The organism is Paenibacillus sp. MY03, from assembly GCF_002165585.1.
Lineage (GTDB): Bacteria > Bacillota > Bacilli > Paenibacillales > Paenibacillaceae > Pristimantibacillus > Pristimantibacillus agaridevorans.
The window spans coordinates 27,144-51,033 of sequence record NZ_MXQD01000018.1; the positions used below are offsets into that span (position 1 = coordinate 27,144).

General features: G+C 48.4%; 25 protein-coding genes. 3 read left to right on the top strand and 22 right to left on the bottom strand.

Features of this window, described 5'->3' with window-relative positions; translation table 11 throughout:
* Positions 1-298 precede the first annotated feature (298 nt).
* The 18 genes from B1748_RS17435 to ehuB form a co-directional block, all read right to left on the bottom strand.
* Positions 299-691 carry a DUF4259 domain-containing protein gene (locus B1748_RS17435; RefSeq protein WP_087569216.1) on the bottom strand — a complete coding sequence of 131 codons (393 nt, stop codon included), beginning with the start codon at positions 689-691 and terminating at the stop codon, positions 299-301.
* A 481-nt stretch (positions 692-1,172) separates the two neighbouring features.
* A complete protein-coding gene (comI, locus tag B1748_RS37565) occupies positions 1,173-1,268 on the bottom strand; it encodes a competence inhibitor ComI (RefSeq protein WP_219930283.1) in 96 nt (31 codons plus the stop codon).
* Between the two features lie 296 nt (positions 1,269-1,564).
* A complete protein-coding gene (locus B1748_RS36460; protein ID WP_143810320.1) occupies positions 1,565-2,032 on the bottom strand; it encodes a DinB family protein in 468 nt (155 codons plus the stop codon).
* Between the two features lie 198 nt (positions 2,033-2,230).
* Positions 2,231-2,716, bottom strand: coding sequence for a hypothetical protein (locus B1748_RS17445; RefSeq protein WP_087569218.1), 486 nt, complete (start codon positions 2,714-2,716; stop codon positions 2,231-2,233).
* 189 nt (positions 2,717-2,905) lie between these two features.
* Positions 2,906-3,214, bottom strand: coding sequence for a hypothetical protein (locus tag B1748_RS17450; protein ID WP_087569219.1), 309 nt, complete (start codon positions 3,212-3,214; stop codon positions 2,906-2,908).
* A 186-nt stretch (positions 3,215-3,400) separates the two neighbouring features.
* Positions 3,401-3,682, bottom strand: coding sequence for a hypothetical protein (locus B1748_RS17455; RefSeq protein ID WP_087569220.1), 282 nt, complete (start codon positions 3,680-3,682; stop codon positions 3,401-3,403).
* Between the two features lie 214 nt (positions 3,683-3,896).
* Complete coding sequence (locus tag B1748_RS17460; protein ID WP_179215647.1) at positions 3,897-5,177, bottom strand: methyl-accepting chemotaxis protein; 1,281 nt, start codon at positions 5,175-5,177, stop codon at positions 3,897-3,899.
* A 422-nt stretch (positions 5,178-5,599) separates the two neighbouring features.
* Positions 5,600-7,156, bottom strand: a complete 1,557-nt coding sequence (locus tag B1748_RS17465; protein WP_087569222.1) for an ABC-F family ATP-binding cassette domain-containing protein — start codon at positions 7,154-7,156, stop codon at positions 5,600-5,602.
* A 155-nt stretch (positions 7,157-7,311) separates the two neighbouring features.
* Entirely contained in the window at positions 7,312-8,907 is a 1,596-nt protein-coding gene (locus B1748_RS17470; RefSeq protein ID WP_087569223.1) for an MDR family MFS transporter, read from the bottom strand.
* A gap of 72 nt (positions 8,908-8,979) precedes the next feature.
* Complete coding sequence (locus B1748_RS17475) at positions 8,980-9,405, bottom strand: MarR family winged helix-turn-helix transcriptional regulator (protein WP_179215648.1); 426 nt, start codon at positions 9,403-9,405, stop codon at positions 8,980-8,982.
* 197 nt (positions 9,406-9,602) lie between these two features.
* A complete protein-coding gene (gene thpD / locus B1748_RS17480) occupies positions 9,603-10,493 on the bottom strand; it encodes an ectoine hydroxylase (RefSeq protein WP_179215649.1) in 891 nt (296 codons plus the stop codon).
* A 14-nt stretch (positions 10,494-10,507) separates the two neighbouring features.
* Entirely contained in the window at positions 10,508-10,897 is a 390-nt protein-coding gene (locus B1748_RS17485) for an ectoine synthase (RefSeq protein WP_087569225.1), read from the bottom strand.
* A 26-nt stretch (positions 10,898-10,923) separates the two neighbouring features.
* Positions 10,924-12,243: a diaminobutyrate--2-oxoglutarate transaminase gene (ectB, locus tag B1748_RS17490; RefSeq protein ID WP_087569226.1), complete on the bottom strand. Its 1,320-nt coding sequence runs from the start codon at positions 12,241-12,243 to the stop codon at positions 10,924-10,926.
* Entirely contained in the window at positions 12,240-12,794 is a 555-nt protein-coding gene (gene ectA, locus B1748_RS17495; protein WP_087569227.1) for a diaminobutyrate acetyltransferase, read from the bottom strand. The genes ectB and ectA overlap by 4 nt, the downstream gene beginning before the upstream one ends.
* Positions 12,795-12,832: 38 nt before the next feature.
* Positions 12,833-13,648: an ectoine/hydroxyectoine ABC transporter ATP-binding protein EhuA gene (gene ehuA / locus B1748_RS17500; protein ID WP_087569228.1), complete on the bottom strand. Its 816-nt coding sequence runs from the start codon at positions 13,646-13,648 to the stop codon at positions 12,833-12,835.
* A 25-nt stretch (positions 13,649-13,673) separates the two neighbouring features.
* A complete protein-coding gene (ehuD, locus tag B1748_RS17505; RefSeq protein WP_087569229.1) occupies positions 13,674-14,336 on the bottom strand; it encodes an ectoine/hydroxyectoine ABC transporter permease subunit EhuD in 663 nt (220 codons plus the stop codon).
* Between the two features lie 9 nt (positions 14,337-14,345).
* Positions 14,346-14,996 carry an ectoine/hydroxyectoine ABC transporter permease subunit EhuC gene (ehuC, locus tag B1748_RS17510; protein WP_087569230.1) on the bottom strand — a complete coding sequence of 217 codons (651 nt, stop codon included), beginning with the start codon at positions 14,994-14,996 and terminating at the stop codon, positions 14,346-14,348.
* A gap of 3 nt (positions 14,997-14,999) precedes the next feature.
* Positions 15,000-15,890 (bottom strand): ectoine/hydroxyectoine ABC transporter substrate-binding protein EhuB, encoded by an 891-nt coding sequence (gene ehuB / locus B1748_RS17515; RefSeq protein WP_087569356.1) that lies wholly within the window; start codon positions 15,888-15,890, stop codon positions 15,000-15,002.
* A gap of 460 nt (positions 15,891-16,350) precedes the next feature.
* Here ehuB and B1748_RS17520 point away from each other — a divergent pair, with 460 nt between their 5' ends.
* Positions 16,351-16,647 carry a hypothetical protein gene (locus B1748_RS17520; protein WP_087569231.1) on the top strand — a complete coding sequence of 99 codons (297 nt, stop codon included), beginning with the start codon at positions 16,351-16,353 and terminating at the stop codon, positions 16,645-16,647.
* 92 nt (positions 16,648-16,739) lie between these two features.
* On the opposite strand, the gene B1748_RS17525 is transcribed toward B1748_RS17520, so the two are convergent.
* The 4 genes from B1748_RS17525 to pyk all read right to left on the bottom strand — a co-directional run bounded on the left by B1748_RS17525 (position 16,740) and on the right by pyk (position 20,846).
* Positions 16,740-17,006: a CD3324 family protein gene (locus tag B1748_RS17525; RefSeq protein ID WP_087569232.1), complete on the bottom strand. Its 267-nt coding sequence runs from the start codon at positions 17,004-17,006 to the stop codon at positions 16,740-16,742.
* A 416-nt stretch (positions 17,007-17,422) separates the two neighbouring features.
* On the bottom strand, positions 17,423-18,055 hold the full coding sequence (locus B1748_RS17530; protein ID WP_087569233.1) for an SGNH/GDSL hydrolase family protein: 633 nt from the start codon (positions 18,053-18,055) through the stop codon (positions 17,423-17,425).
* Between the two features lie 84 nt (positions 18,056-18,139).
* Positions 18,140-19,105 (bottom strand): EamA family transporter, encoded by a 966-nt coding sequence (locus tag B1748_RS17535; protein ID WP_087569234.1) that lies wholly within the window; start codon positions 19,103-19,105, stop codon positions 18,140-18,142.
* 322 nt (positions 19,106-19,427) lie between these two features.
* Positions 19,428-20,846: a pyruvate kinase gene (gene pyk, locus B1748_RS17540; RefSeq protein WP_087569235.1), complete on the bottom strand. Its 1,419-nt coding sequence runs from the start codon at positions 20,844-20,846 to the stop codon at positions 19,428-19,430.
* A gap of 105 nt (positions 20,847-20,951) precedes the next feature.
* Between pyk and B1748_RS17545 the strand changes: the two genes are divergently transcribed.
* Together B1748_RS17545 and B1748_RS17550 are read left to right on the top strand one after the other, a co-directional pair.
* Entirely contained in the window at positions 20,952-21,740 is a 789-nt protein-coding gene (locus B1748_RS17545; protein ID WP_087569236.1) for an AraC family transcriptional regulator, read from the top strand.
* A 38-nt stretch (positions 21,741-21,778) separates the two neighbouring features.
* On the top strand, positions 21,779-23,842 hold the full coding sequence (locus B1748_RS17550) for a molybdopterin oxidoreductase family protein (protein WP_179215650.1): 2,064 nt from the start codon (positions 21,779-21,781) through the stop codon (positions 23,840-23,842).
* Positions 23,843-23,890 lie beyond the last annotated feature (48 nt).

A 23,890-nucleotide genomic window follows, 5' to 3' on the forward strand; every position in this document is an offset into this window, starting at 1 on the left:
CAAAAACATGTCCTTTAACATCTTCCTCGCGTTTTCAGTACAAACATTTCTTGAACATCTACTACATTGAGTTGCTTGCAAAAACATCTACTTACCTATGCTTCTATGAGTCTACCTGATTACGATCTAATTGCTTTACAGGGATTACATATAACGTTTCGTATATTCGCGACGTCCGACGAAGTCGGATGTGTCCGGCTGATTCAACTTCCCTGCCAATATCTCCTGCCGGACCGAGGGCGTCAGCCCGATGCGTGAATATGGTGTTATGTGAAGTTCCATACATCTTGAATCCACCTTACATTAATCTTCTTTCTAATTCTTTGATAATCTTTACCCATTCTTCAAAGCCTTCGGACTCTTCTCTTAATTCTCTTAATTCTGATTCGGATAAGATTTTCTCTACTGCTTTTTGAGAAAGCACTAATAATTCTTTGCCCTGGTCTTTGTGATGGTTTATCCAGTCTTCAAGTTCTTCATCATATTCTTCATTACCTGGTCTATCTTGCAAGGCAGCGAGTATTTCTATTGCTCCTAGTGCAATTTCAGCAGTATATGATTCTATTTCACTATCATCAAGCACCGCTTCAATTGCTTCAGTAATTAAACTTAAATCCTGTGTTTCTAAAAGATCTTCTACCCAATCTAAAACAGTATCATTTTCAAGAATTCCATAACCCCATGCTCCCATGACACATCATCATCGCTTTCTTTATTCATATTTTTCGGGAATTTCACATAACGTTTCGTATATTCGCGACGTTCGACGAAGTCGGATGTGTCCGGCTGCAACCGCTTCTACGAAATACAACTGCCGGACCGAGGGGCGAAAAACCCCGACCCGTGAATATGGTGTTAGACGAGGTTAACGCTACTTTGCGCTGCTAACAAACGATTTGATTGTCTTTCAATATGCTTTTATTACGCTTTTATTACGCTTTTATTACGCCATTAAATACGATTTGCTATTCCAGTTTGTTATCGCCTTTATTATGCTTATCAATATTCTTTAATCGCTTTTCATGTTCACTTCTTTTTCCAATTGTGTTATCATACTATTAAAGAAGCCGAGTGCGGCAAACACTCGGCTCAACAATTGGCTTGGATGGTTTATTCCCTTCTAAGCGATCAGAATAAAAACCCACCTTCGGCGCTAACCTTGGGGTGGGTTTTTACTTTCTCTTGTTGTTTGAATTAATGTAAGTTAGAAGTGCGAGGATGAATGATCCAAATAAAAACATAATCGTCAACGCATCTTTAACTTCCATGGCTTCACCTCCTTTCGAAGGGAAACCATGCCCACCCAAGATTCAATTGTCTTTCCTATTGTACCATCATCTACCAGAAAAAAGAAGAACGATTGTTCTATATTTCTTGAATCTTAAACCCGTTAATTTCGTCTAACGTTTCGTATATTCACGACGCCTGGCGAATGCCGGGTGTGTCCACAGCAACCACTTCCTCGAAGCCGCAACTGGGACCGAGGGGCGTAGCCCCGATGCGTGAATATGGTGTTAGAGGATGTATCTGCCTTCATCGAATTCTCAAACACAAATCTCTTAATTCATTCAAATAGCTGGACTTCAATTCCTTTAGAATCAATTAATATATATGTATGTAATTGCCCTCTATGATGATATATATGACCTAACATTTGCAACAACCATTCAAATCTGGAATATCTAACTCCCCAATATGATTGTGTATATTCAAATAATTTCTCTTCCGTATAATTTGAATATTCTTCAACTAATTGATTATAATTTGTTATCAGATTGTCTTTAATTTCTTCTATCGTTTTAAATTCATGTCTTACATAGAATGCTTGCATTTCAGTACTGCTAGTTTCATTAGAAATTAATAAATCTGCCCGGCATAGGAGCGAGATATGAGTTAATAATTCTAAATATGATCTTTTGTCTCGTATTGGTCTTGATTCTAAGTCAATATTAGAAATTTGATTAATAATTACAATGATCGAATCAACCGCGACTTTCATTTGATGAAAAACAGATGACAAACAATAACTCATAGTTCGACTCCTATTCTATTGCATTGATTATTGTTTGCGGATATTTCCTCTAACGTTTCGTATATTCACGACGTCCAACGTAGTCGGATGTGTCCACAGCAACTTCTTCCCTGAAGCCGCTTCTGGAACTGAGGGCAAATGCCCGATGCGTGAATATGGTGTTATCGGATGTCCTTGCCTTCCTGATAAACTATCATGCTATTTCACAGCGAATTCATTAAGTTCACCAGATGATACGTTGAACTCTTCAATTTCTTCTCCATTCCTCACCTGAAATTTTGCTTCAGTCTTAATTTTATATACTCCTGGTTTATTAATCTTGAATTCATAATATTCTTTACTTCGTTGTTCTTCACCATTATTTCTATACTCAGTTTTAGGTTTCAATTCACCTAAATATCCAATATCGTTTCTGTATAAAAAATCATTATCTTGTTCAACAAGGTTTCCATCACTATCATAAATCTCATAAGTAAACATACCAGCTCCATGTGAGATATCCCACTTTTGTTTAGAATTATTCTTCACAAATCCAGTGATTTGAAAAGGTTGATTGGTTTTTATGCTTTTCAATTCATCACTTCCAACTTCAAACAAATTTTCATTTGGATTTATTTCTTCGGAACACCCAGTCACGATAGAAAATAAGAATAATGACAATGTAATTAAGATTACTTTCTTCATTGGTTTCATATCTCTCCATTTCTGCTAGGACTTCCGATAACGTTTTATTCACGAACCCTCACTGGCTTAAGCGCGAATGCGCGGGTCCGGCGGACTTAGCCAGTGCAGGGTTGTCTCCTGATTCAGCTTCCCCGTAATCCCTCCTGGCGACCGAGGGCGTGAATATTGTGATATGTGAAGTTGTCTACTTCATGAGCGACCTTCAACTATTAATTCCATCAACAATATTACATTCGCTAAGAAACCTAGAATAACTAAAAATCCAAAAAACGAAACTACTATTAAAGGTTGTATCCCCTTTTCCATAAAGTTTCTTTCTGCCCTTTCCCTAGTAGCCAAATAATATAGAAATACCATAAAGAATTGACCCCACAGAATAGAAGTATCCATCTTTGTTGTGTAAAATAAATCTACAATTATAATCAAGAGCGCAATTAGTCCAATCGGAAATACTACATAATCAAATTTTCTATAAAAGAGAACTGAAATAATCCTCATGTCGTTCCTCCTTAAATTTTTCAAAAAAAGATTTTGGGCAATTTCACAAAACACCTTCCTCCCTCAAGCAAATGAGTAGCGAATGAATGCCGAAGAGAATGTATCTCAGCTTGTTTAACGATTCCTGACCTGGCTAAGGCTTGCTCTTCTTTGGCCTTACATAAGAAGTACCATCCTGGATCGACATCACCCGCGGTTGGCAGTACGCTGATTCCGTGAATCCAAATCATCAGGATGAAACAAATAACACTCTTCCATTAATACCGAGTCAGCTCGCAGCTGTTCATAACCGGCTAATTCAATGAGTTGCTCCAGCAGATGCAGCGTGTAAGGGAATTCCCATACCTTTAATTCCGGCTTCCATCTGCTCCCCTTCAGTGATTTCATGCACTTGACGTAATCGGTATTAAATTCTTTCCACGAAGCTCGGATCTTATATTCGTCTACTTTTACTAGCATTATTGTCATCAGAATTCTCCCCCATTATATCATCCATGCAAAATACTGGAAACAAAAAAAGGAACCAAGTCCTAAGACTTTAGTTCCTCTGGTTCTTCCAGCGAAATTCATTTATAGTTTTATACTAACTCAATGTTCAAACTCTTGTAAATCATAATTGGGGCCAGCCGCCACTTCATTTGTTCATCTACCTCATCAACAATCTGTCTTGCATCTATGTTGACTATCGGTTTAAATCCTGCTCCAAGTTTTGAGTCAAACCTCTTAACTGGCGTATTTCTTCGTCTACCTGCACAGCGGACTCGGTCTGAGATTGGCTGGCAGCTGTCAATTGTTCCAAAGCTAGCCGGTTATGATGAACGGCGGCCATGATGTCTTTCATACCATCGGTAATAACCGCAGAACCTTGAGACATGCCTACCATTTGCTCATTCATGAGCCGGACGAACCTGATTGTCTGGATGATATGATTCTGCACATGCTCGAACCGTTCTTGGAATTGGGCTAGATGAAGCGTCGAATTTTTCACCAAATCGCGACCTTGCTCCATATTCCGATAGTTGTCCACCGTTTCCCTATGTATATCCGCGATCATCAACTTCATCTCATCCGACACGGTGCGACTTTGCTGCGCTAGCTTTCGGATTTCCGACGCAACAATGGCAAATCCCCGGCCTTGTTCCCCAGCTCGCGCTGCTTCAATTGAAGCGTTAAGGGATAACAATGCAGTCTGATCGGCTATAGTCTCAATGGCCGCCAGACGCTCCTGAGCTTCGGAAGCGGATTTACGTGTAGTCGCCATCGATTCGCTTAATGCCTGAATCGCTTTTTCAATTTCTTGTTGCTTTAAAGCAATCTCTTGTACAAGCAGATCGCTTTCCCCCATGATCTGTTCGGTTTGTTCCGCATTCTCCTTCAAAGTGTCAGATGCCTCCATCCCATTATAAACGATCGATCCCATTTCGTTCAGCTTTATTTCCGCCATTCCTACAGAACGATGCTGCGAATCCAGCCGAGCAGTCACTTCGTCAAAGGACTTTCGCATCTCTGCATTGGCGGCAATATGCATGTGAGACTTTTCCGCAACGATATCGGTTGATAATTGAATCGATGTTGACAGTTCTCTGACCCGACTGATCAAGTCGACTAGCCGTTCCTCTTTGGCAGCCTTATCTTGTTCAAGCGTTTGCGTAATACGATGTTTCGATCGGATTTGAAGGATGGTTGCGCCAGAAGTAAGCAGCAAGAACAGAGCATGAATGATCAACATAAGAAATGGATAGGAATTCGTACCGAAGATGATCTGGGGGAACCAAACAAATCCGACCAAATGCTGAATCGCAAATAATACCGTCATTAACGTAATTAACTTCACATTCTCATAATAGGCTAATGCCGTAATGACCATAAAGATCGAGAAATGAAATTCGACGCCCCCACCGCTTCCGCTTATGATGGCAATGCTTGACAAGGTAAGCGTCAAAGTATTTAACCATGGCAACATGTGATGGTTTCTATTAGCTATAAACGTATAAATAGCTGCTGCGAGTGTAACAAAGGGTAATATTGCTAATAGAAGAATTGAACTGGATATCCATCCGGCTGTAGGTACATGACTTGCCATGTCTCCATGACCGTGGCCTTCCGATCCTCCGATTACATGAAAAACTTGCGCTAGTCCGTATATTAACGCCGATAAAGCTGCAGCGGCAGCAGCAAGCAGCAACATTAACCGATTTTTTTGATCGAACATGATTGAATAACTTCCTCTCCGTAAATCCAAATGTCATCACATTGCAACAATATATTTTACACTTTAAAACTGAACATTTTCTGAAATCTTATCTACATGGTTTTTACCACAAAAAAACCTGCTCCTTGGAAAAAAGGAAACAGGTTTGATCGACCACTCTTATTCTATTGCGATTAAAAAACTTTTGTCGTCCAAGACTCGCAGTTCCAAGTCTCCGTCACGACATCGCGATAAAATTCCGGTTCGTGGGAAATAAGCAGAATGCTTCCCTTGTAGGCCTTAAGCGCGCGCTTAAGCTCGTCTTTCGCGTCAACGTCCAGATGGTTTGTCGGCTCGTCGAGTACGAGCAGGTTGGATTCGCGATTGATCAGCTTGCAGAGGCGAACCTTTGCTTTCTCGCCGCCGCTCAGAACCGTGATTTTGCTCTCGATATGCTTTGTGGTCAGGCCGCATTTTGCCAGCGCCGCACGCACTTCGAATTGAGTGAAGGAAGGGAACTCGTTCCAGATCTCCTCGATACAAGTGTTGTAGTTCGCATCCTTGGCTTCCTGTACGAAATAGCCGATCTCCAAGTTTTCGCCGAGCTGGACATGGCCGGAGACAGCTGGAATCTCGCCCAAAATGCTGCGCAGCAATGTCGTCTTGCCAATGCCGTTAGCGCCGACAAGAGCAATTTTCTGTCCGCGCTCCATGCGGAGATCAAGCGGACGGGAAAGCGGCTCGGAGTAACCGATGACTAGATCTTGGGCTTCGAAGATAACGCGGCCTGCGGTTCTGCCTTCTTTAAAGTTAAACGTCGGCTTCGGTTTCTCCTTGGCCAGCTCGATGACGTCCATCTTATCCAGCTTCTTTTGACGGGACATCGCCATATTCCGGGTAGCTACGCTCGCCTTGTTCCGCGCCACGAAGTCCTTCAGATCTGCAATTTCTTGCTGTTGGCGCTTAAAAGCGGATTCCAGCTGCTGCTTCCGCATCTCGTGCACTTCCATGAAGTGGTCATAGTCGCCGACATAACGGTTCAGCTGCTGATTCTCCATATGATAGATCAGGTTAATGACGCTGTTGAGGAATGGAATATCATGCGAGATCAAGATGAACGCATTCTCGTATTCCTGCAAATAACGCCTTAGCCACTCGATATGCACTTCGTCAAGATAGTTCGTAGGCTCGTCGAGGAGCAAAATATCCGGTTTCTCGAGCAACAGTTTGGCCAGCAATACCTTCGTCCGTTGACCGCCGCTCAGATCGTTAACGTCCTTGTCGAGACCAATATCCGTCAGTCCGAGTCCGCGGGCGGTCTCTTCGACCTTCGCGTCGATCATATAGAAGTCTTGATTCGTCAACGTATCTTGGATCGTGCCAACATCCTCCAATAACTTCTCGAGCTCCTCTGGCGATACGTCGCCCATTCGGCCGTACATGTCGTTCATCTCGTTTTCCATGTCGAACAAATATTGAAATGCGCTCTTTAGAACGTCGCGAATCGTCATGCCTTTGGTTAATGCCGCATGCTGATCCAGATAGCCGACGCGCATACGCTTGGACCATTCCACCTTGCCGTCATCCGGCTGCAGCTTGCCCGTAATGATGTTCATAAAGGTCGACTTGCCTTCGCCGTTCGCGCCGATCAAGCCGATATGCTCGCCTTTCAACAGACGGAACGATACATCGTTAAAGATCGCACGGTCTCCGAAGCCGTGGCTGAGACGTTCTACATTTAATATGCTCATGAATGACACCTTTTCTGTAAGAATTTCATACTCCGCTATATTATAATCGTTATCGCCCCGTCAACTCAACACCAATCGGCAGAAAAGACAAAGAATCGCCCCATATCCCGTATATCGTGAATGATATAAGGATATGGGGCGGTAAATTCTTTAGGTTAGACGGCTTCAGCTTGAGGCTCTTGCTCCGGCATTTTGTTGGAGGTGCGAAGCGGTATCTCTCTCAGGAAGAAGGAAAGAATCATCGCAACGACGACTAGCGAAGCTCCTGCCAGGAATACGACCGTCAGCGAATGGCTAAGCGCATCTCTCAGCATGTCGATCATTTGAGTAATCAATGGCTGAACGTCTGCAGGAAGCGTCTGCTGAAGTTGCTCCAACTTCGGTTGATCCAGCAGCATCTCCGGATTCTGGAAGGCCGACAGCTCTTTGGCAAGCTCCGGGTCCAGCTCGTCAAAGTGAAAGCCCGTACTCGACGACGAGGCTTCCTTCATGTTGCGCACAAGCGCCGACTGCATGATCGTTCCCATAATGGCAATACCGATTGTGCCGCCCAGGTTACGGAATAGCTGAGACGAGGATGTAGCGACACCGAGCTCTGTCGGTTTAACGGCATTTTGTACCGTTAGGGAGAAGACCGGCATGCCTACGCCTAGTCCGATACCGAATACGATCATCGCGATGACCGCAATCCATACGCTGTTCATAAATGCCATGATCAGCAATCCCGCAACCATAATCGGCATTCCGATGATGGCATAACGTTTGTATTTGCCCGTCTTCGTAATTTGACGTCCGATAATGGTACTCATAATGACCATCCCGATGGACATTGGCATCGTAACATAACCGGAATAGGTTGGCGAAATGCCTTCTACCCCCTGCACGAAAAACGGCAAGTAGATCAGGGCGCCCATCATGCCGGCGTTCATCAAGAAACCAATGACGTTAGAGATCGTTACGATATCATTGCGGAACAAGGATAACGGAAGTACAGGGCTTTTGGCATGGCGTTCGACCAAAATAAAAAGGATAAGCGATATAATCGCTGCGCCGAACAGTCCGAGAATTTCGAAAGAAGCCCATTCGTATTTGCTCCCTGCCCAAGTGAAACCCAGCAACAGAGCAATGATGGTAATGCTGAGGAAAAACGAACCCGCATAATCGATACTCTCGGATGGCTTGCGTTCAACCTTGGGGAACAGGAACAGAATCATAAAGAAAGCAACGACGCCAAGAGGCAGGAAAATCCAGAACAGCCACTTCCACTCCATGTTGTCTACCAGCCATCCCCCGAGTGTGGGTCCAATGACGCTGGAGAATCCGAAAACGGCCATCATGACGCCGGTCCACTTGCCGCGCTCGCGCGGCGAAAACAGATCCCCGACAGCCGTAAAGACGGTAGCCATAATAATGCCGGCGCCAACACCCTGCACACCGCGGTAAATAATCAGTTGAAAGATATCCTTGGAGAAGCCCGTTAATAATGCGCCGATCATAAATATAACGATACCTGTCAAGATAAATGGTTTCCGGCCATAAATATCGGACAGCTTGCCGACAAGTACGGTCGCAAGCGTAGATGTTAACATATAGATCGTAATGACCCAGCTATAATACTCCATTCCGCTTAGTACGGCGATAATACGCGGCATAGCTGTGCTGACGATTGTCTGATTGATCGCCGAGAAGAACATAGCCGCAATAATCGCGAACATGATACTCATCTTGCGTTTATGTGTTAGATGTTCCATGTTGATTTCTCCCTCATTCTCTTCAAAAATAGGATGCCCGGTTTTCTGTCTTTGTTGTATACCTTAATGCCATTAGTTTGCTTCATTCGATAAAGTTTGAGCCGAAGCCACCAGCTTCTCCATAAGAACGGTCACTGTTTCAACTTCGGCCGAACTCAGACTCTCCATATATTTTGCCACGATCTCCTTCCGAAGTTCATGCGATTTCTTGATAATATCTTCACCCGCTTCCGTTAGACGAACCCTAATCACTCTCCGGTCCTTGGCATCGTTCTCCCGAGTGACATAACCCGATTTACCCAAACGATCAATCATCGCGGTCACTGCGCCAGGCTGCACGTCCAGCTTCTCCGCCAGCGCTGTCAGCCGGCAGCTCCCGCTCTCCCTGATAAAATGCAGCATGAACATTTGAGTGCTTGTCACTTGCACGTCCATCTGCTTCATCATCTCAGCGGAGAAAATTCGATTTAAGTAGATCAGGGATCGTTGGAATCTCATCACGAACGTCTCCATCTCATCACCTCGAATCATTTACTTCATCGCTATATATTTCAACTATTGAAATATTAACTGCTAAAATACTTTTTGTCAACGTCCTTTCTTTACCGCATTCGCAGGACACAAAAAAAGAAACCCAACCTCATTACTGAAGTTAGGTTTCTCTTTTCCTATTTAGAGGATTCATCTGGCAAGCATTACTTACGGCAAGCGATATAATCCGGACGAGGCCGTTGACCCGAGAAAGGATCGACCAGGCGATTGTTTATGCTGTTATAAACCATGAACACGTTGCTCCGGGGGTAAGGGGAAATATTGCTGCTGGAGCCATGCATCAGATTGCAATCGAATAACAGCACGGAGCCGGCTTTGCCGACCGGCATTTCGATGCCTCCCGCGTCAGCCATCTTCGTCAGACTATCGGGATCCGGCACGCCATATTCCTGTTTGCGCAGCGATTCCTTGAAGTGGTTCTCGGGCGTCCGTCCCACGCAAGAAACGAATTGCTTATGCGAGCCGGGGATAACCATCAACGGTCCATTAAAGGGATGATTGTCGCTTAGCGCGACAGAGCAGCTCAGCGCCCGCATGGCGGGCATGCCGTCCTCGACGTGCCATGTCTCGAAATCGGAATGCCAATAAAATTCCTTGCCCGTGAAACCCGGCTTGAAGTTGATTCTTGATTGATGAATGTAAGTCTCCGAGCCAAGCAAGTAGTTCATGATCGCTTTGAGCCTCGGATGCAGGGACAGGTCGCGGAAGACGTCGTTATTCTCGTGAACGGAGAAGACGGAACGCACCTCCTTGCTTTGCGGTTCGCGAATGACATGAGCCTCATCGCGGTCGCTGTAGCTCTCCTGCAGCCTCGCTAGCTCCTGACGCCATGCTTCGACTTCATTCTCCGAGAAAAACTCTTCCAGGAACAGATAGCCGTTGTTCTCGTAGAAGGCCGATTGCTCCTCGGACAACGGACTAGCGTCGGACCACTTCGTATACACGACGGGGTCGAGTCGCTCTGTGAGCTGTGCTTGATCGGCAATGCGGGAAGGGTAACGGTCGACATGAGTATTTGCAGTAGTATTGGACATAGGGATCATCTCCTTCATTGGATTTCCGCTTCTAGCGGATAGACGCCATCCTTGTCATGTACTTCGGCTCCAGTCAGCGGTGGATTGAATACACAAACCATGCGCAACTGCTTGCTGGCACGGAGCAGATGTTTTTCATGACCATCCAGCGCATACAAAACTCCTGGCGTAATGGGGTAGGTTTGGCCTCCGATTACTTCTATCTCTCCTTCGCCTTCGATGCAATAGACGGCTTCGACATGGTTCCTGTACCAGATCAGCGTCTCCGTTCCCGCTTTTATAATCGTATCGTGCATGGAGAAACCCATTCCGTCCTTCTTAAGCAGCAATCTTCTCGAATTCCAGGTTTCGGCATCAATATCGTCCTTCGTGTTCACTATGTCATTCAGGTGTTTGACGATCATAAGCGTTGCCTCCAGTTCTTTATCATTTATCGGCGAATGCCGACTGCTTCCTTTTGCTCTGCAAAGTCATACATTTCGCTCAGCGATGCTTCGATTTTTGCCATTCCTTCCGCAAGCAGCTCCTTTTCGATCGTCAATGGAGGCATCAGCTTCGCTACTTCGTCACGTGAGCCAGAGGTTTCCATAATCACTCCCCGTTCGAACGCTTTCCGGCATAATCGACCGGCATCATCCGGATTGTTGAAAACCAGCCCCTGGATCATTCCCTTCCCGCGCACTTCTTTAATTTTGCCGCCGTATCTGGTTGCTGCGCGCTCGAGGAATTTGCGGATCGAAAGGGAGTGCTCCTTGATCCGCAGCTCCAGTGTGCCGTCCTCCCAGAAAGCAATCGCCTCCGTCGCTGCCACGAACCCGAGATTATTGCCACGGAACGTTCCATTGTGCTCGCCAGGATTCCAGATGTCATACTCCGGCTTAATAAGCGTAAGCGCCATCGGCAGTCCGTATCCGCCGATAGACTTCGACAGGCAAACAATGTCTGGCCGTATCTCCGCTTCTTCGAAGCTGAAAAACGTGCCCGTGCGACCGCAGCCCATCTGCACATCGTCAACAATAAGAAGCATTTCATGTTCGCGGCAAAGGCTCTCGAGTCTTTGAAGCCATTTTGCGCTGGCCGCGTTCAACCCGCCTTCTCCCTGCATGGTCTCAACGATTACAGCCGCCGGTTTATCGACTCCGCTCCCCGCATCGTTAAGCATCTTCTCCATCAAAAGCGATGTATCGAAGAGCGGCCCCATGTACCCGTCATAAGGGAGGAACGTCGTGCCCGATAGACTAACTCCCGCTCCGCCCCTCTTATAGGCATTGCCTGTGGCAGCCAACGATCCTAGCGACATCCCGTGAAATGCATTCGTAAAGGCAATGACATTCGTCCTTCCGGTAACTTTCCTGGCGATCTTTAGCGCGCTTTCGACGGAGTTTGTTCCGGTAGGACCGGGGAACATGAGCTTGTACGACAGTCCTCTGGGCTTCAAAATCTTATGCTGAAATGTCAGCAGAAAACGTTCCTTCGCTTCCGTTGCCATGTCCAGACTGTGCGTTATGCCGTCGTTCATCATATAGTCAACGATTCGGGATCGAATCTTTTCGTTGTTATGTCCGTAGTTCAACGCGCCGGCGCCTGCGAAAAAATCGATGTATTCGCGCCCTTTTTTGTCCCAAAGCCTGGCTCCCTTCGCTTTGGCGAATACCGTATCAAAGCTTCTGCAGTAGCTCCGAACTTCCGATTCCAATTGTTTGAACACATCCTGATCTATTGAACCGATACGATTAGGTATGGCTGTCATCTATGAATCTCCTCCGTTCGTTGTGATTTGATGCTTGGCAACCCTTCTCGGTCGAACGGACCGATTCGGAACAGCAACTCGTCATCATGACCTTCCGGATTGGGGAATAGACCTGATTCATATTTGCTCGCCATCGTACATTCCGCATTCAGCGACTGAGCCATCCCCAGGAATAAGCTTCTGGACGGAATGTTGTTCGGTCCAATGGTCGCCTCCAGATACCGAATACCTGCATTTTCTTTTCTGTCTGTCAATTCTCGCAATAATTGTCTTCCAACTCCACGGCCTCGAAGTCCGCCATCTACTGTGATCTGCCATACAAATAACGTTTGCTCGTCCGCAGGCTTCCGGAACGCGGATACAAAGCCGACAATTCGATCCTCGGACTGCGCAATACAGCAAGTGTCGCGAAACATGTCGCATAACATCAAGTAGCTATAGGCAGAATTCAAGTCGAGCCCTCCCGAATCCCGGACAAGCCTCCATACTTCGCTCCCGTCCTTCGGCTCGGGTCTGCGATACAGTATCGCAGGCGGTTCTCTTCTTTTCATATTATCTCCTCCTTTACGATTACTTTTACTAGTTGCTTTCAACGGAACCGGCCAAGAAAAGCCTGAAGCCGCTCGCTCCGGGGACAATCGAATATCTCCTCCGGCGTTCCTTGTTCCACGATAAGTCCGTCAGCCCCGAAGACGACGCGATCGGCTACCTCTCTGGCGAATTCCATCTCATGCGTTATGAGCATCATCGCCGTCTCCCGATCCTCCGCGATCTCCTTAATCACTTCGAGGACTTCGCCGACAAGCTCGGGATCCAAGGCCGAGGTCACCTCGTCGAAGACGATGACTTTAGGACGAAGGACTAACGCGCGCGCTATAGCGACACGCTGCTTTTGCCCGCCGGACAGCCTTGAAGGGTATTCGTCCAATTTGGTCGCGAGCCCCACCTTGCCCAGCATCTCGGCGGCGCGTTCCCGTGCTTCGTCCTTGGGTACCTTGAGAACGGATGTGAGCGCAAGCGTAACATTGCGCAGTGCCGTAAGATGCGGGAACAGGTTGAAATGCTGAAACACCATGCCGATTTTTTCGCGCATTCGATGGAGATGCTTCTCATTGGCCCGAACCAATCGCCCCCGTTTGTCTTCCATTTGCCAGAGCTTCTCGCCGTCGATCGTAATAATGCCGCTTGTAGGTTCCTCCAGCGTCATCAGCATGCGGCCAAGCGTGGTTTTGCCTGAGCCGCTCGGACCGATAATGGCAAGCTTCTCTCCTCCGTAGATCGACATATCAATGCCTTTGATCACTTCCAGTTCTCCGAATGTCTTCGTAACGCCTTCATACCGGATGAGAGGTTGCTCCTGAACCTTTGCGGGCGCTTCCTGATCTGGCATGTATATCGAGTTCATTGATCTTTTGCACCTCCTTTTCGGACTATGCTGTCGTTCGGTTTTTGAACCTCTTCTCCAGCCGACTGACCGCAAGGGACAACAGCAAGCTAACGACGATAAACAGTCCGCCCGTAATCGTATAAGGTTCGAATGCGCGGAACGAGATGGAAGTCTCGTTTTTGGTCCGCATGAGCAGCTCGACGAAAGTTATTGCCGATAAAGCGGGCGTTTCTTTAAATATGACAATGAGATAATTGCCCATGATCGGGATAACGGGCGGCATCGCTTGCGGCAATACGATCGAAAACCAGGTTCTTGCTTTCGAGAGATTAAGCGCCGAGGCGGCCTCCCATTGCCCTTTCGGCAGCGCGTCGATGCTTGATCGGAATACCTCCGAGAGATAGCAGGCATAATGCAAGCCCAACCCGATAACGCCTGTCGCGAATGCCGACATGGCAAGAGGTGTCAGCATCGGCAAGCTATAATACAAAAAGAATAGCTGCACAAGAAGCGGCGTGCTGCGGATGAAATCTACGATGCCCGTCGTCAGTACTCTCACAAGTCTGAACCGCGATCTCCCCGCAACGGCGAGAAGAATTCCGACCAACACCGCAAGAGCGAAACCGCATAATGCAGCGCCTAACGTTGCCGGCAGCGCACGCAGCAGCTTTGGCAGCAACTCGTAAACATAGTCCCAATCCCACATGTCCAAGCGTCACCTCCAGCAAGCCAGCTTGCGCTCCAGCAGCCGGACAGACCAAGACACGCAAGACGACATTAAATAATAAATAAGAAGAAGCAATCCGAATATAATCGGTGTATGCGTATAATAGTTATTTCTCAAAATCATGGCCTCGTAGGTCAAATCAGCCATTGTAATAAAATAGACAAGCGAGGTCGACTTCAGCATTTCGATAGACAGATTCCCCATTGGAGGAAGCATCCGCACAAAAGCTTGAGGAAGCACGACGCGGATAAATCTAGTGTACGGACGCAAATTAAGCGCGATGGATGCTTCATATTGTCCCTTTGGAACTGCAAGTATGGAGCTTCTGACTATCTCTCCTCCGTAGGCGCCGATGTTAAGTCCGATCGCAAGCACGGCAGACCATGTCTTGCTGAGCTCCAGTCCGGCGATCGGAAGCGCGAAGTATACCCAGAACAGCAGGACAAGCAGCGACGAAGCTCGAAACAGCTCAATATAACAGCCCGATATCCAACGAATTGGAGTAAGGGCGGACAATCGCCCCATGCCCGATAATGCGGATAAGGAAAACGCCAGAAGTCCTGCAAGAACCGTTATTCTCAAAGTGACGACTGCTCCGTCCACCAAAAAAGGCAGCCACTGTCCGATGGGAACATTCATGGGTTAAGCTTGCGGAGAGCAAAGCTGCGGCGCCGTTACGTCTCCTGGCAGCTCCTGTTCGGTAAATCCGAATTGCTGCAAAATTTGCAGCAGCTCTCCATTCTCTTTCATAGCGTCAAGCTCCGTGTTAAACGCTTCTTGCAAGGAAACGTCATCCAATCGGAATGCGGATGCCCCGTAGCCCCTCACGCTGTTGTCGTCGACCGTCGGCTGTTCGAAATCCATGACTCGCTCCAGGCCCTCGTCTCCCGCTTGATCCAGTCTGGACTGCAGCGCGGGTCCCGTCATTGTCATGGCATCGGCACGACCGGATTGCAACGCGCTTATTGCTGCATCCTGATCCGGCACAATGACCATCTGCGCTTCCGTTACGCCGCTTGCCTCGAGATATCCAATCTCGACCGCTCCCGACATGACCGCTACTTTGGCATCTTTGTTCTCGGCAATTGCTTCGTAGCTTGTTAAATTCAGCGGGTTTCCGGCTTTGACCGCCAGACCTTCCCCGATGCTGTATTCCGGATTGGCGAACAATACCGCTTCGCAACGTTCCGGGTTAATGAACATGCCCGCTGCGATCATATCGAATCGTTTAGCCTGCAAACCGGCAATCAAGCCTGAAAATTCCGTCAATTCAGCCCTCATCTCTTCAATGCCAAGCCGCTTCAAAATCGTTCGCGCAATTTCGACCGCTTCTCCCGTCAGCTCGCCGTTTTCATCTTTGTAAGCGTACGGGTTCTCTCCCGCGAATCCAATCGTTATGTACCCTTGTTCCTTGGCTTTCTCCAAGGTGCTTGCCGCATTTCCGTTACCTGGTTGCCCTCCATCGTTTTTGCCGCTGCTCCCGTTTTCGGAACATGCGGTTAAAAGCAACATTGTCGCCAGGATCAGCATCATCCACTTTTTACGCACGTTGCGTTCCACCAGCCTTTCGCTGCGTTTTTTTCGAACACTTAAAAGGCTAACATGAATCCGGCTGGAGGTCATTTCCATTAATTCGGCATATCCTCTCCTATTTAAAGCTCTCCTAGGTTGAGCGTCGCTGACCCCATGGGTCCTCCCAATTGCTCCCATATCCTGCCCAATCATCCTTTATTCGAACGTTTACTGACATCTTGATCTATGTTATATAATTTAAACTTATAATCAAACAAACTGATTTTCAGATTTTAAATAATCATTTATGTTTATAAATTTAAAATTGACGATGGCTCATAAATTTCCAGGAATAAGGATCGGTCTTTGTCGATATCTATTTCAAACGGGAGTCAAGTTGCGACAAACATTTCGCCAGCGATCTGTTAGCATAGTTCATATGTCGCCTGAGACGCCTAATCATTACAGAGGAGAGTTGCAAATGAAGTTAATTATGAATCAACATTTCCAAAATGAAACGATCGCTTTCGACGGATTTTCGTTTAGTAATTGCACGTTTTCCAATTGTGTTATTCTTATCACGACGCTGGATTTTCACTTCGAATGTTGTTCTTTTTTCGGTTCTACCTTGCATGTAAATCCGGAATTGCCCATATTCGACGTATCCCACCGATTATCTCAATCGGATTACGACTCCGAGACGCGCTGCTATCGGGATGATTACAAATATCCAAGAACGAAGGTAGCTCTTCCATCTGCGACGACCTCATCCGTGTAAGCATACAAAAGAACCTCCGTTCCCGGCATCTGGCGACAGATAAGGGAATCGGAGGTTCTTTAATTATGGATAGGATGCGATTGTTCATTTCATTAACGGGCTTTCACGATGATCTTGCGAATGCTTTCGCTGGACAGATGATACTTCCGTTCCAGCTCCGCGACGGTTGCGCCGTTGACATAACATTGCACGATCTCCTTATTGCGTTCCGCAAGCAGCTTGCGGGTGCCGCTAACCTCTCCCCAGCTCGCGCGCTGATTCGCCGGCTTCGGGATATAGATGAGGTCGCCCTGAATATATTTTTGGAGCTCTAATAATAGGCTAGGGGGAAGCACGTCTCTTCCATTTTTGTAGTTCACGTTCAAAATCCTCCTCGAACTGGTCTATACGATTGTAATGCGCCGCTTGGGACGCAGATGGCTGAGCGGCAATACTTGTTTGATTCATGATGCGGAAATCAATCATTGAAATCATCCTCCCTTTCTTCGAATTTGGTTTTTTGCTGATTCCTTTAAAAGGAACCGCCTCGCCTTTCCATTATAAAGAAAATCATTCCATCGCACAATGCGAATCGTTTCCAGAAATTAAGAAGAGGCCTTGGCGGCCTCTTCTGTATCGATGATTCTCTCCGATTACTCGGAGATCACCTCTACGTTGTGATTCAATTGGATCATCTCCTTTCGCGCGTATTTCGTCGGCCCCGACACCTTTATTATAATTCCAAAGAATGGGCATAGGGTAGCGAAAGAACATTTTATAAAGAAACTTTACCAGATTACCCCTTAGCGCCAACAGCTCGCAGCCAGGCATCCGCGATTAACCCATGCCCTGCCGGCGAAGGATGTACGCCATCTCCAGCCCAATACGCGACGCCTGTGGACATGCTGGCTGCAGCAAATAACCCGTCCAGCGGGACGTATAACGTCTTGAATTCCTCAGCCAAGGAACGGACAGCCGTAATCTTTGGATCGAGATCCTCTCTCCAGCCCCTGCGGTCCTCCGGTACCGGCAATACAAACGGTTCAATTAGAATGAGCGAAGCATCCAATGATTCCTTTGTATTTATAATGAGACGGCGGTATCCTTCATAATAGCTCTCAGCGGATGTCGGATTGTTGCTGTCATACTTGCGCCATGTATCGTTGATTCCGATGTAGATGGAAACCATGGTTGGCTTCAAATCCAGACAATCCTCCTGCCAACGTCCTTCCAGATCAACGACACGATTGCCGCTAATGCCGCGATTCAAGAACGTAACGTTCTTTTCCGGATATTTAAATCCGAATTCCGACGCGATCAGATTGGCATATCCAGTTCCCAGACTGCTCCCTACTTCACGATTTCTGCCGCAATCCGTAATGCTGTCCCCCTGGAACAACACGACGGCTTTATTGCCGATAACTGTCATCCTAACTCCCCCAGTCCAATTGATGAATCCATGACAAGCAAATTGTCAAATCCAACAAAATTGTACGCCTAGGGAAGTTCGTTGTCAATGATTGACAACAGGCACGCGCCTAAGGCGCTTTAGCCATTCCGGTAAAGCCACGCCCGCGAGGACGATGGCTACTCCGATCCACTGCAAGAAGCTGACTTCTTCGTGCAAGACAACCGCCGACAACATAACGGCAACCGGAAGCTCCGCTGCACCGAGAATCCCGGCCAAGCCTTCGCCGATATGAGGAATGCCATAAGCGAACAACAACGGCGGAATGAACGCTCCGAAAGCGCCAAGGAGCAATCCATACAACATTAATGGGCTTAATAAATCGCCATTCCATAGAAATTGCGGCGGAAACAGCAAAAATACCAGCAGCATGGCTCCAAGCATCATCCATTTGCTGCGATCCGCAGGCTCTGCATCCGGCACTGCTTTTCCATTAAACAACATAAAGAGCGTATAACTGACGGCCGCCAGCAGTCCCAGCACGATTCCGCCAAGATGAAAGGCCCCAACGCCAGGCTCGGCCAGACCGGCCGCAAGCAACGTACCGCCAAACAGAATCGCCAAAGTCAAATAAACTTTGCGCTCTGGCAGTTTGCGAAGGCGTACCGCTTGAATAAGCACGCCCATCCAGGTGAATTGGAACAGCAGCAGAATGGCGACGGAAGCAGGAATATACCGCAGCGATTCATAATATAACAAGCCCGTTATAGCCGTAGGCAATCCCGCAAGCATCAGCAGCAGTTTTTGTTTGAGCGTTAAAACGGCTTTGGTCCGCATGTTTGTTTGAGGCCCGTTTGCTTGCTGGGTTTTCATGTTCGTTTGCCGTTTAACGGCTTGCTTCTTTCGCATGTTCAGCCAAGCCGACAACGCCCATGTAAGCAGAAAGCCGATCATCATTTGACTGCCAACGACCTCTCCCAGCGTATAACCATGGCCATAAGCCAGGACAACGAATGTGGACAAAATGCCGTAGCTGGCCGCGCCGAGAAACACGGCTACCATATGTTTCATGTTTGTTCCCTCACTTCTCTCCTATTTAATCGACAGAGCGGCAATATGACGCGCGGTAATATTAATTTTGTCCCGATCGTACTGTAGGACAACACGCAAAAAAGCTACGCGCAACGACCGCTGCGCGAACATCAAATACGCAGCTGTGTCGTTATTCGTAGCAAGGAAGTTAGGCTTCCCGTAGAACCCCCGCCCTGTGTCTCAACCGTTATGCGGAGTTATACGAATGAATCATTGCACTCTCACGTTAGCGCATCAGCCGAAGCCGATGACCAAAGCCATTGTCGCATTTTCATGCTTGTCCTGTCAATAGCAGCAGGTTTTAGTCCATCTGGTGGATACGGATCAGATTCGTCGCGCCTGCCTTGCCGCTTGGCACGCCGGCCGAGATAACAACGAAGTCGCCGGATTGCAGAAGCTGCGTGCGAGCCGCGCCTCGGATGGAAGCCTTAAACAGCTCGTCCGTCGAAGGCATCGATTCGCCTTTTACCGGGATAACGCCGCGAACAAGCGTCATCCTTTTCAATACATGATCATGCGCCGTAATGGCGATAATAGGCGATTCGGGACGATACTTGGAGACCATGCGCGCCGTAAATCCGCTCTCGGTCGGCGTTAAAATTGCTTTGGCGTTTAATTGCAGAGACGAGCTGACGACCGCTTGGCTGATGACTTCGGTTATAGATCCGGTAGGCGTCGTTATCCTTGACTTGAATTGCTCCGCGTAATCGATGGTCGATTCCGCGCGTTCCGCGATCATCGCCATCATGCGTACCGATTCCAGCGGGTATTTGCCGGCGGCGGACTCCCCGGATAACATGATCGCGTCCGCTCCCTGAAGAACCGCGTTCGCCACGTCGCTCACTTCCGCTCGCGTCGGTCGAGGATTCACTTGCATGGAATCCAGCATTTGCGTAGCCACGATGACTGGCTTGCCAGCCAAGTTGCACTTCTCGATCATCGTCTTCTGAATCATCGGCACGTCTTCCGCCGGGATTTCGACGCCAAGGTCGCCGCGCGCGACCATAATGCCGTCCGACACTTCGATGATCGCGTCCAAATTATCGACGCCTTCCTCGTTTTCGATTTTCGAAATAATCTGGATGTGGGCCGCTCCGGCATCCTCCAAAAGCTGACGAACTTGCAGCACATCCTCGGCCTTGCGAACGAACGACATCGCGATCATGTCGATGCCTTGCTCGATGCCGAACGCGATATGCCTGATGTCGCGATCCGTCACGCCGGGAAGCGTCGTGCTGATGCCGGGCAGGTTAACGCCTTTGCGGGGCTTAAGCGGACCGCCGTTCATGACGGTACATACGATTTCGGTACCTTTAACTTCTTGAACGATCAGCTCGATCAATCCGTCATCGATCAGAATGCGATTGCCGGGCTGGATGACGCTCGGCATATCCGGATAATTGACGGCAACGCGCGCTCCATTACCCGTAATAGGTTCGCTTGTTAATGTAAGCGTATCTCCCGCTTTCAGCTCGTAGCTGCCCTCTTCCAGCGTACCGATACGAATTTCCGGTCCTTTGATATCCATCATAATAGCCACGATAGCGGATGCTTCGGATGCCGCTTCACGGATCAGTTCAATTCGGCTGCTATGGTCTTCCAGCTCCCCGTGGGCCATGTTAAGCCTCGCTACGGTCATGCCGGACTTCATCATTTCCTTCAGGATCGATATGGAGTTGCTGGACGGACCCATCGTACATACAATCTTCGTCTGACTCATCTTATTCATCCCTCCGTTATTCACTTTCATTATTGTAGAGGATGTAGCGGACATCGTACATGAATTATAGTATGATTAATGAATTATAGTACGACGAGGTGTGTCATGATTGAGTTAATCGACTACGAACTGAACAAAGGGCTTGGCTGGTACACCGAATGCGACGGATCCGATGGTTTCGCCAGATTGGCGGTTATCACATATGGAAAGTGTCTCTATTGGGTGGACGGCGAGAAGTATATGGCGCAGCGCGGCGATTTTGTCTGGCTTCCCCCAGGGGTAACGTTCTATGGCAAAAGCGTACCGACGGTGTTCCACGAAAAGCTTGTCTTCACTCTCGCCCTTGCGGCCAAGGAAGGCGGCAGCTCGCTGCCGCTTTTCCAAACGAGGCAGGTTGTAGCTGCTCAGGCCGGCTGCTACGAGCTTTCCGTAGAGCGGCTCCGTGCCTCATGCGCCGAGTGGGAGGATGACATTCCTTACGCGCGGGTGCGGATGACCGCTGCCGTGATCGAAACGCTCGCTCTATGGTGCAGGGAATTGGATCGCGGCAAGGAATCCGACCTCTCCCTGCAGCATGCCGATAAGATGAAAGCGTACATCCAGGATCATTACCGCGAACGAATCACAAAGGAGACGCTCGGCGACATTATAGACCGGAGTCCCAATCATGCCGCCTCGCTCTTCCGCCGAGTGACGGGACAGACGATCAGCGATTATGTCCACGGAGTTCGGATGAGAACCGCTGCTTATATGCTCCGGGAATCCTTGCTTACAATCGCCGAAATAAGCGACTATCTGGGTTACGCCGATGTCTCCTACTTCCAGCGCATTTTCAAAAGAACCTGGGGCTGTCCTCCATCGCAGTATTTCTCTGAGCGGCGAGTACAGGTATAATAGAGATTCATTTTATTATGGTTTGGGAGAGATGATTAATGACGTTAAACATAAATATTGCTCGTGACAGCTCTCGCGACGGCATTGTTCGCTCCGTCTGTCCCTTCGACTGCCCGGATACATGCGGCTTGCATATTACGATTGAGAATGGCGAGGTCAAGAAAGTAACCGGGGACCCTCTTCACCCCGTCACGAAAGGCGCCATCTGCAACAAGGTTCGACAGCTGCCTGATCGCGTCCACCACCCGGATCGCCTGCTACACCCCTTGCGGCGTGTAGGTCCCAAGGGCACGTTGGACTTTGAGCCGATCACCTGGGAGGAAGCCTATGACGAGATAATCGGCCGAATGCAGCAATTGATTCGCGACTTCGGCGCTCAGTCTATCCTGCCTTATAGCTTCTATGGCAATATGGGCGTACTTAACGCGGAAGGTATGGATCGCCGTTTCTTCCACCGGCTTGGGGCCACCAAACTGGACCGAACCATTTGCAACGTTGCGGGAGCAACCGGCTACAAATACACAATGGGGGGCTCCGTCGGCATCGATCCGGAAGCAACCGTTCATACCAAGCTGTTCCTCCTCTGGGGCTGCAACCTGGTATCCACCAATATGCATCAGACGATGCTTGCCACGGAAGCGCGCAAGCATGGCGCAATCATCGTGCATATCGACGTCCATCGCAATCGGACTTCGACCTGGGCCGACGAATTTGTCCATCTCCGCCCCGGTACCGATGGCGCGCTTGCCATGGGTTTGATGCATATTCTTATCCGTGACGAATTGGTGGACGAGAGCTTCCTTCAAGAGTTTACCATTGGTTACGAGGAGCTTAAGCAAGAAACGCAGTTATACACGCCTCAGTATGTTTCCGAGATTACTGGCGTCCCACCCGAGCGGATTGAGTGGCTGGCCCGATTGTACGGGACGACGACCCCGTCGTTTATCCGGATCGGCAACGGGCTCCAGCATCATGACAACGGCGGCATGATCGTGCGCGCAATCTCCTGTCTTCCTGCCTTGACCGGACAGTGGAAACATCCGGGGGGCGGCGCGATGAAAGGGAACGGCTGGTATTCGCGGATCAACAACGATCGTCTGGAACGGCCGGACTTGTTGCCTGATCCCGATGTCCGCACGGTAAATATGAACCAGCTTGGCGATGTCCTGACAAGGCTAGAGCCGCCTGTTCGAATGTTGTTCGTCTATAACAGCAATCCTGCAATCGTCGCCCCGGATCAATCCAAGGTGAGGGAAGGACTGCTTCGCGAGGATTTATTTACGATTACACATGATTTGTTTTTGACCGACACGTGCAAATACGCGGATCTCGTCCTTCCGGCGACCTCCCATCTCGAGAATCTGGATTTGTATACCTCTTACTGGCATCTCTATCTACAAATTGGCGAGCCTGTTCTTGCCCCTGCCGGGTTAAGCAAATCGAATTTCACCTTGTTCAAGGAGCTGGCGCTTCGCATGGGCTTCGAGCGGGAACTGTTTGATCTGACAGAAGAAGAGATGATTGCGGAGGCGTTAGACGCGGAGTTGAATCCGCTGCTGGAAGGAATCACGGTGGAGGCTTTGAGGGAACATGGATGGATGAAGGCTGGCGGCGGACGCGAGATCCCCTTGAAAGAGCGCATCCCGACGCCGTCAGGGAAAATCGAGCTTTATTCTGACGCGATGCTTAAGAACGGTCTGACTCCCGTTCCAACCTATACCCCCATTCTCGAGGAGACGGACTTTCCGTTCTTGCTGATAACGGGTCCGAATCACAGCTATATCAATTCTACATTCGGCAATCAATCCAAGCTTCAGAAGCTGGAGAAAGCCCCCTTTCTAAATATGAACGAGCAAGATGCGGGATCACTCGGCTTGCTGGACGGCGACCATGTGTTGGTACGCAACAATAGAGGCGAAGCCAAGCTAACTCTGAGGATTGGACAAGATGTGCTGCCTGGCGTTCTGGTCACGCAAGGCCTATGGTGGGATGACGCTGATAAGGGGCGCAGCTCAGTAAACGCTCTTACGCCGCAGCGTCTGGCTGATATGGGCGGCGGAGCTACGTTTTTTTCCAATCGGGTGGAAGTATTGAAGATCTAATAGCTTTGCAATGGACGAATAAAAGGCTGTACAACAGATTTCCATCGA

Bases quoted from the DNA above. Each gene is read 5' to 3' on its own strand.
- B1748_RS17435 (WP_087569216.1), bottom strand. From the start codon at position 691: ATGGGAGCATGGGGTTATGGAATTCTTGAAAATGATACTGTTTTAGAT.
- comI (WP_219930283.1), bottom strand. From the start codon at position 1,268: ATGGAAGTTAAAGATGCGTTGACGATTATGTTTTTATTTGGATCATTC.
- B1748_RS36460 (WP_143810320.1), bottom strand. From the start codon at position 2,032: ATGAGTTATTGTTTGTCATCTGTTTTTCATCAAATGAAAGTCGCGGTT.
- B1748_RS17445 (WP_087569218.1), bottom strand. From the start codon at position 2,716: ATGAAGAAAGTAATCTTAATTACATTGTCATTATTCTTATTTTCTATC.
- B1748_RS17450 (WP_087569219.1), bottom strand. From the start codon at position 3,214: ATGAGGATTATTTCAGTTCTCTTTTATAGAAAATTTGATTATGTAGTA.
- B1748_RS17455 (WP_087569220.1), bottom strand. From the start codon at position 3,682: ATGACAATAATGCTAGTAAAAGTAGACGAATATAAGATCCGAGCTTCG.
- B1748_RS17460 (WP_179215647.1), bottom strand. From the start codon at position 5,177: ATGTTGCCATGGTTAAATACTTTGACGCTTACCTTGTCAAGCATTGCC.
- B1748_RS17465 (WP_087569222.1), bottom strand. From the start codon at position 7,156: ATGAGCATATTAAATGTAGAACGTCTCAGCCACGGCTTCGGAGACCGT.
- B1748_RS17470 (WP_087569223.1), bottom strand. From the start codon at position 8,907: ATGGAACATCTAACACATAAACGCAAGATGAGTATCATGTTCGCGATT.
- B1748_RS17475 (WP_179215648.1), bottom strand. From the start codon at position 9,405: ATGAGATTCCAACGATCCCTGATCTACTTAAATCGAATTTTCTCCGCT.
- thpD (WP_179215649.1), bottom strand. From the start codon at position 10,493: ATGTCCAATACTACTGCAAATACTCATGTCGACCGTTACCCTTCCCGC.
- B1748_RS17485 (WP_087569225.1), bottom strand. From the start codon at position 10,897: ATGATCGTCAAACACCTGAATGACATAGTGAACACGAAGGACGATATT.
- ectB (WP_087569226.1), bottom strand. From the start codon at position 12,243: ATGACAGCCATACCTAATCGTATCGGTTCAATAGATCAGGATGTGTTC.
- ectA (WP_087569227.1), bottom strand. From the start codon at position 12,794: ATGAAAAGAAGAGAACCGCCTGCGATACTGTATCGCAGACCCGAGCCG.
- ehuA (WP_087569228.1), bottom strand. From the start codon at position 13,648: ATGAACTCGATATACATGCCAGATCAGGAAGCGCCCGCAAAGGTTCAG.
- ehuD (WP_087569229.1), bottom strand. From the start codon at position 14,336: ATGTGGGATTGGGACTATGTTTACGAGTTGCTGCCAAAGCTGCTGCGT.
- ehuC (WP_087569230.1), bottom strand. From the start codon at position 14,996: ATGAATGTTCCCATCGGACAGTGGCTGCCTTTTTTGGTGGACGGAGCA.
- ehuB (WP_087569356.1), bottom strand. From the start codon at position 15,890: ATGATGCTGATCCTGGCGACAATGTTGCTTTTAACCGCATGTTCCGAA.
- B1748_RS17520 (WP_087569231.1), top strand. From the start codon at position 16,351: ATGAAGTTAATTATGAATCAACATTTCCAAAATGAAACGATCGCTTTC.
- B1748_RS17530 (WP_087569233.1), bottom strand. From the start codon at position 18,055: ATGACAGTTATCGGCAATAAAGCCGTCGTGTTGTTCCAGGGGGACAGC.
- B1748_RS17535 (WP_087569234.1), bottom strand. From the start codon at position 19,105: ATGAAACATATGGTAGCCGTGTTTCTCGGCGCGGCCAGCTACGGCATT.
- pyk (WP_087569235.1), bottom strand. From the start codon at position 20,846: ATGAGTCAGACGAAGATTGTATGTACGATGGGTCCGTCCAGCAACTCC.
- B1748_RS17545 (WP_087569236.1), top strand. From the start codon at position 20,952: ATGATTGAGTTAATCGACTACGAACTGAACAAAGGGCTTGGCTGGTAC.
- B1748_RS17550 (WP_179215650.1), top strand. From the start codon at position 21,779: ATGACGTTAAACATAAATATTGCTCGTGACAGCTCTCGCGACGGCATT.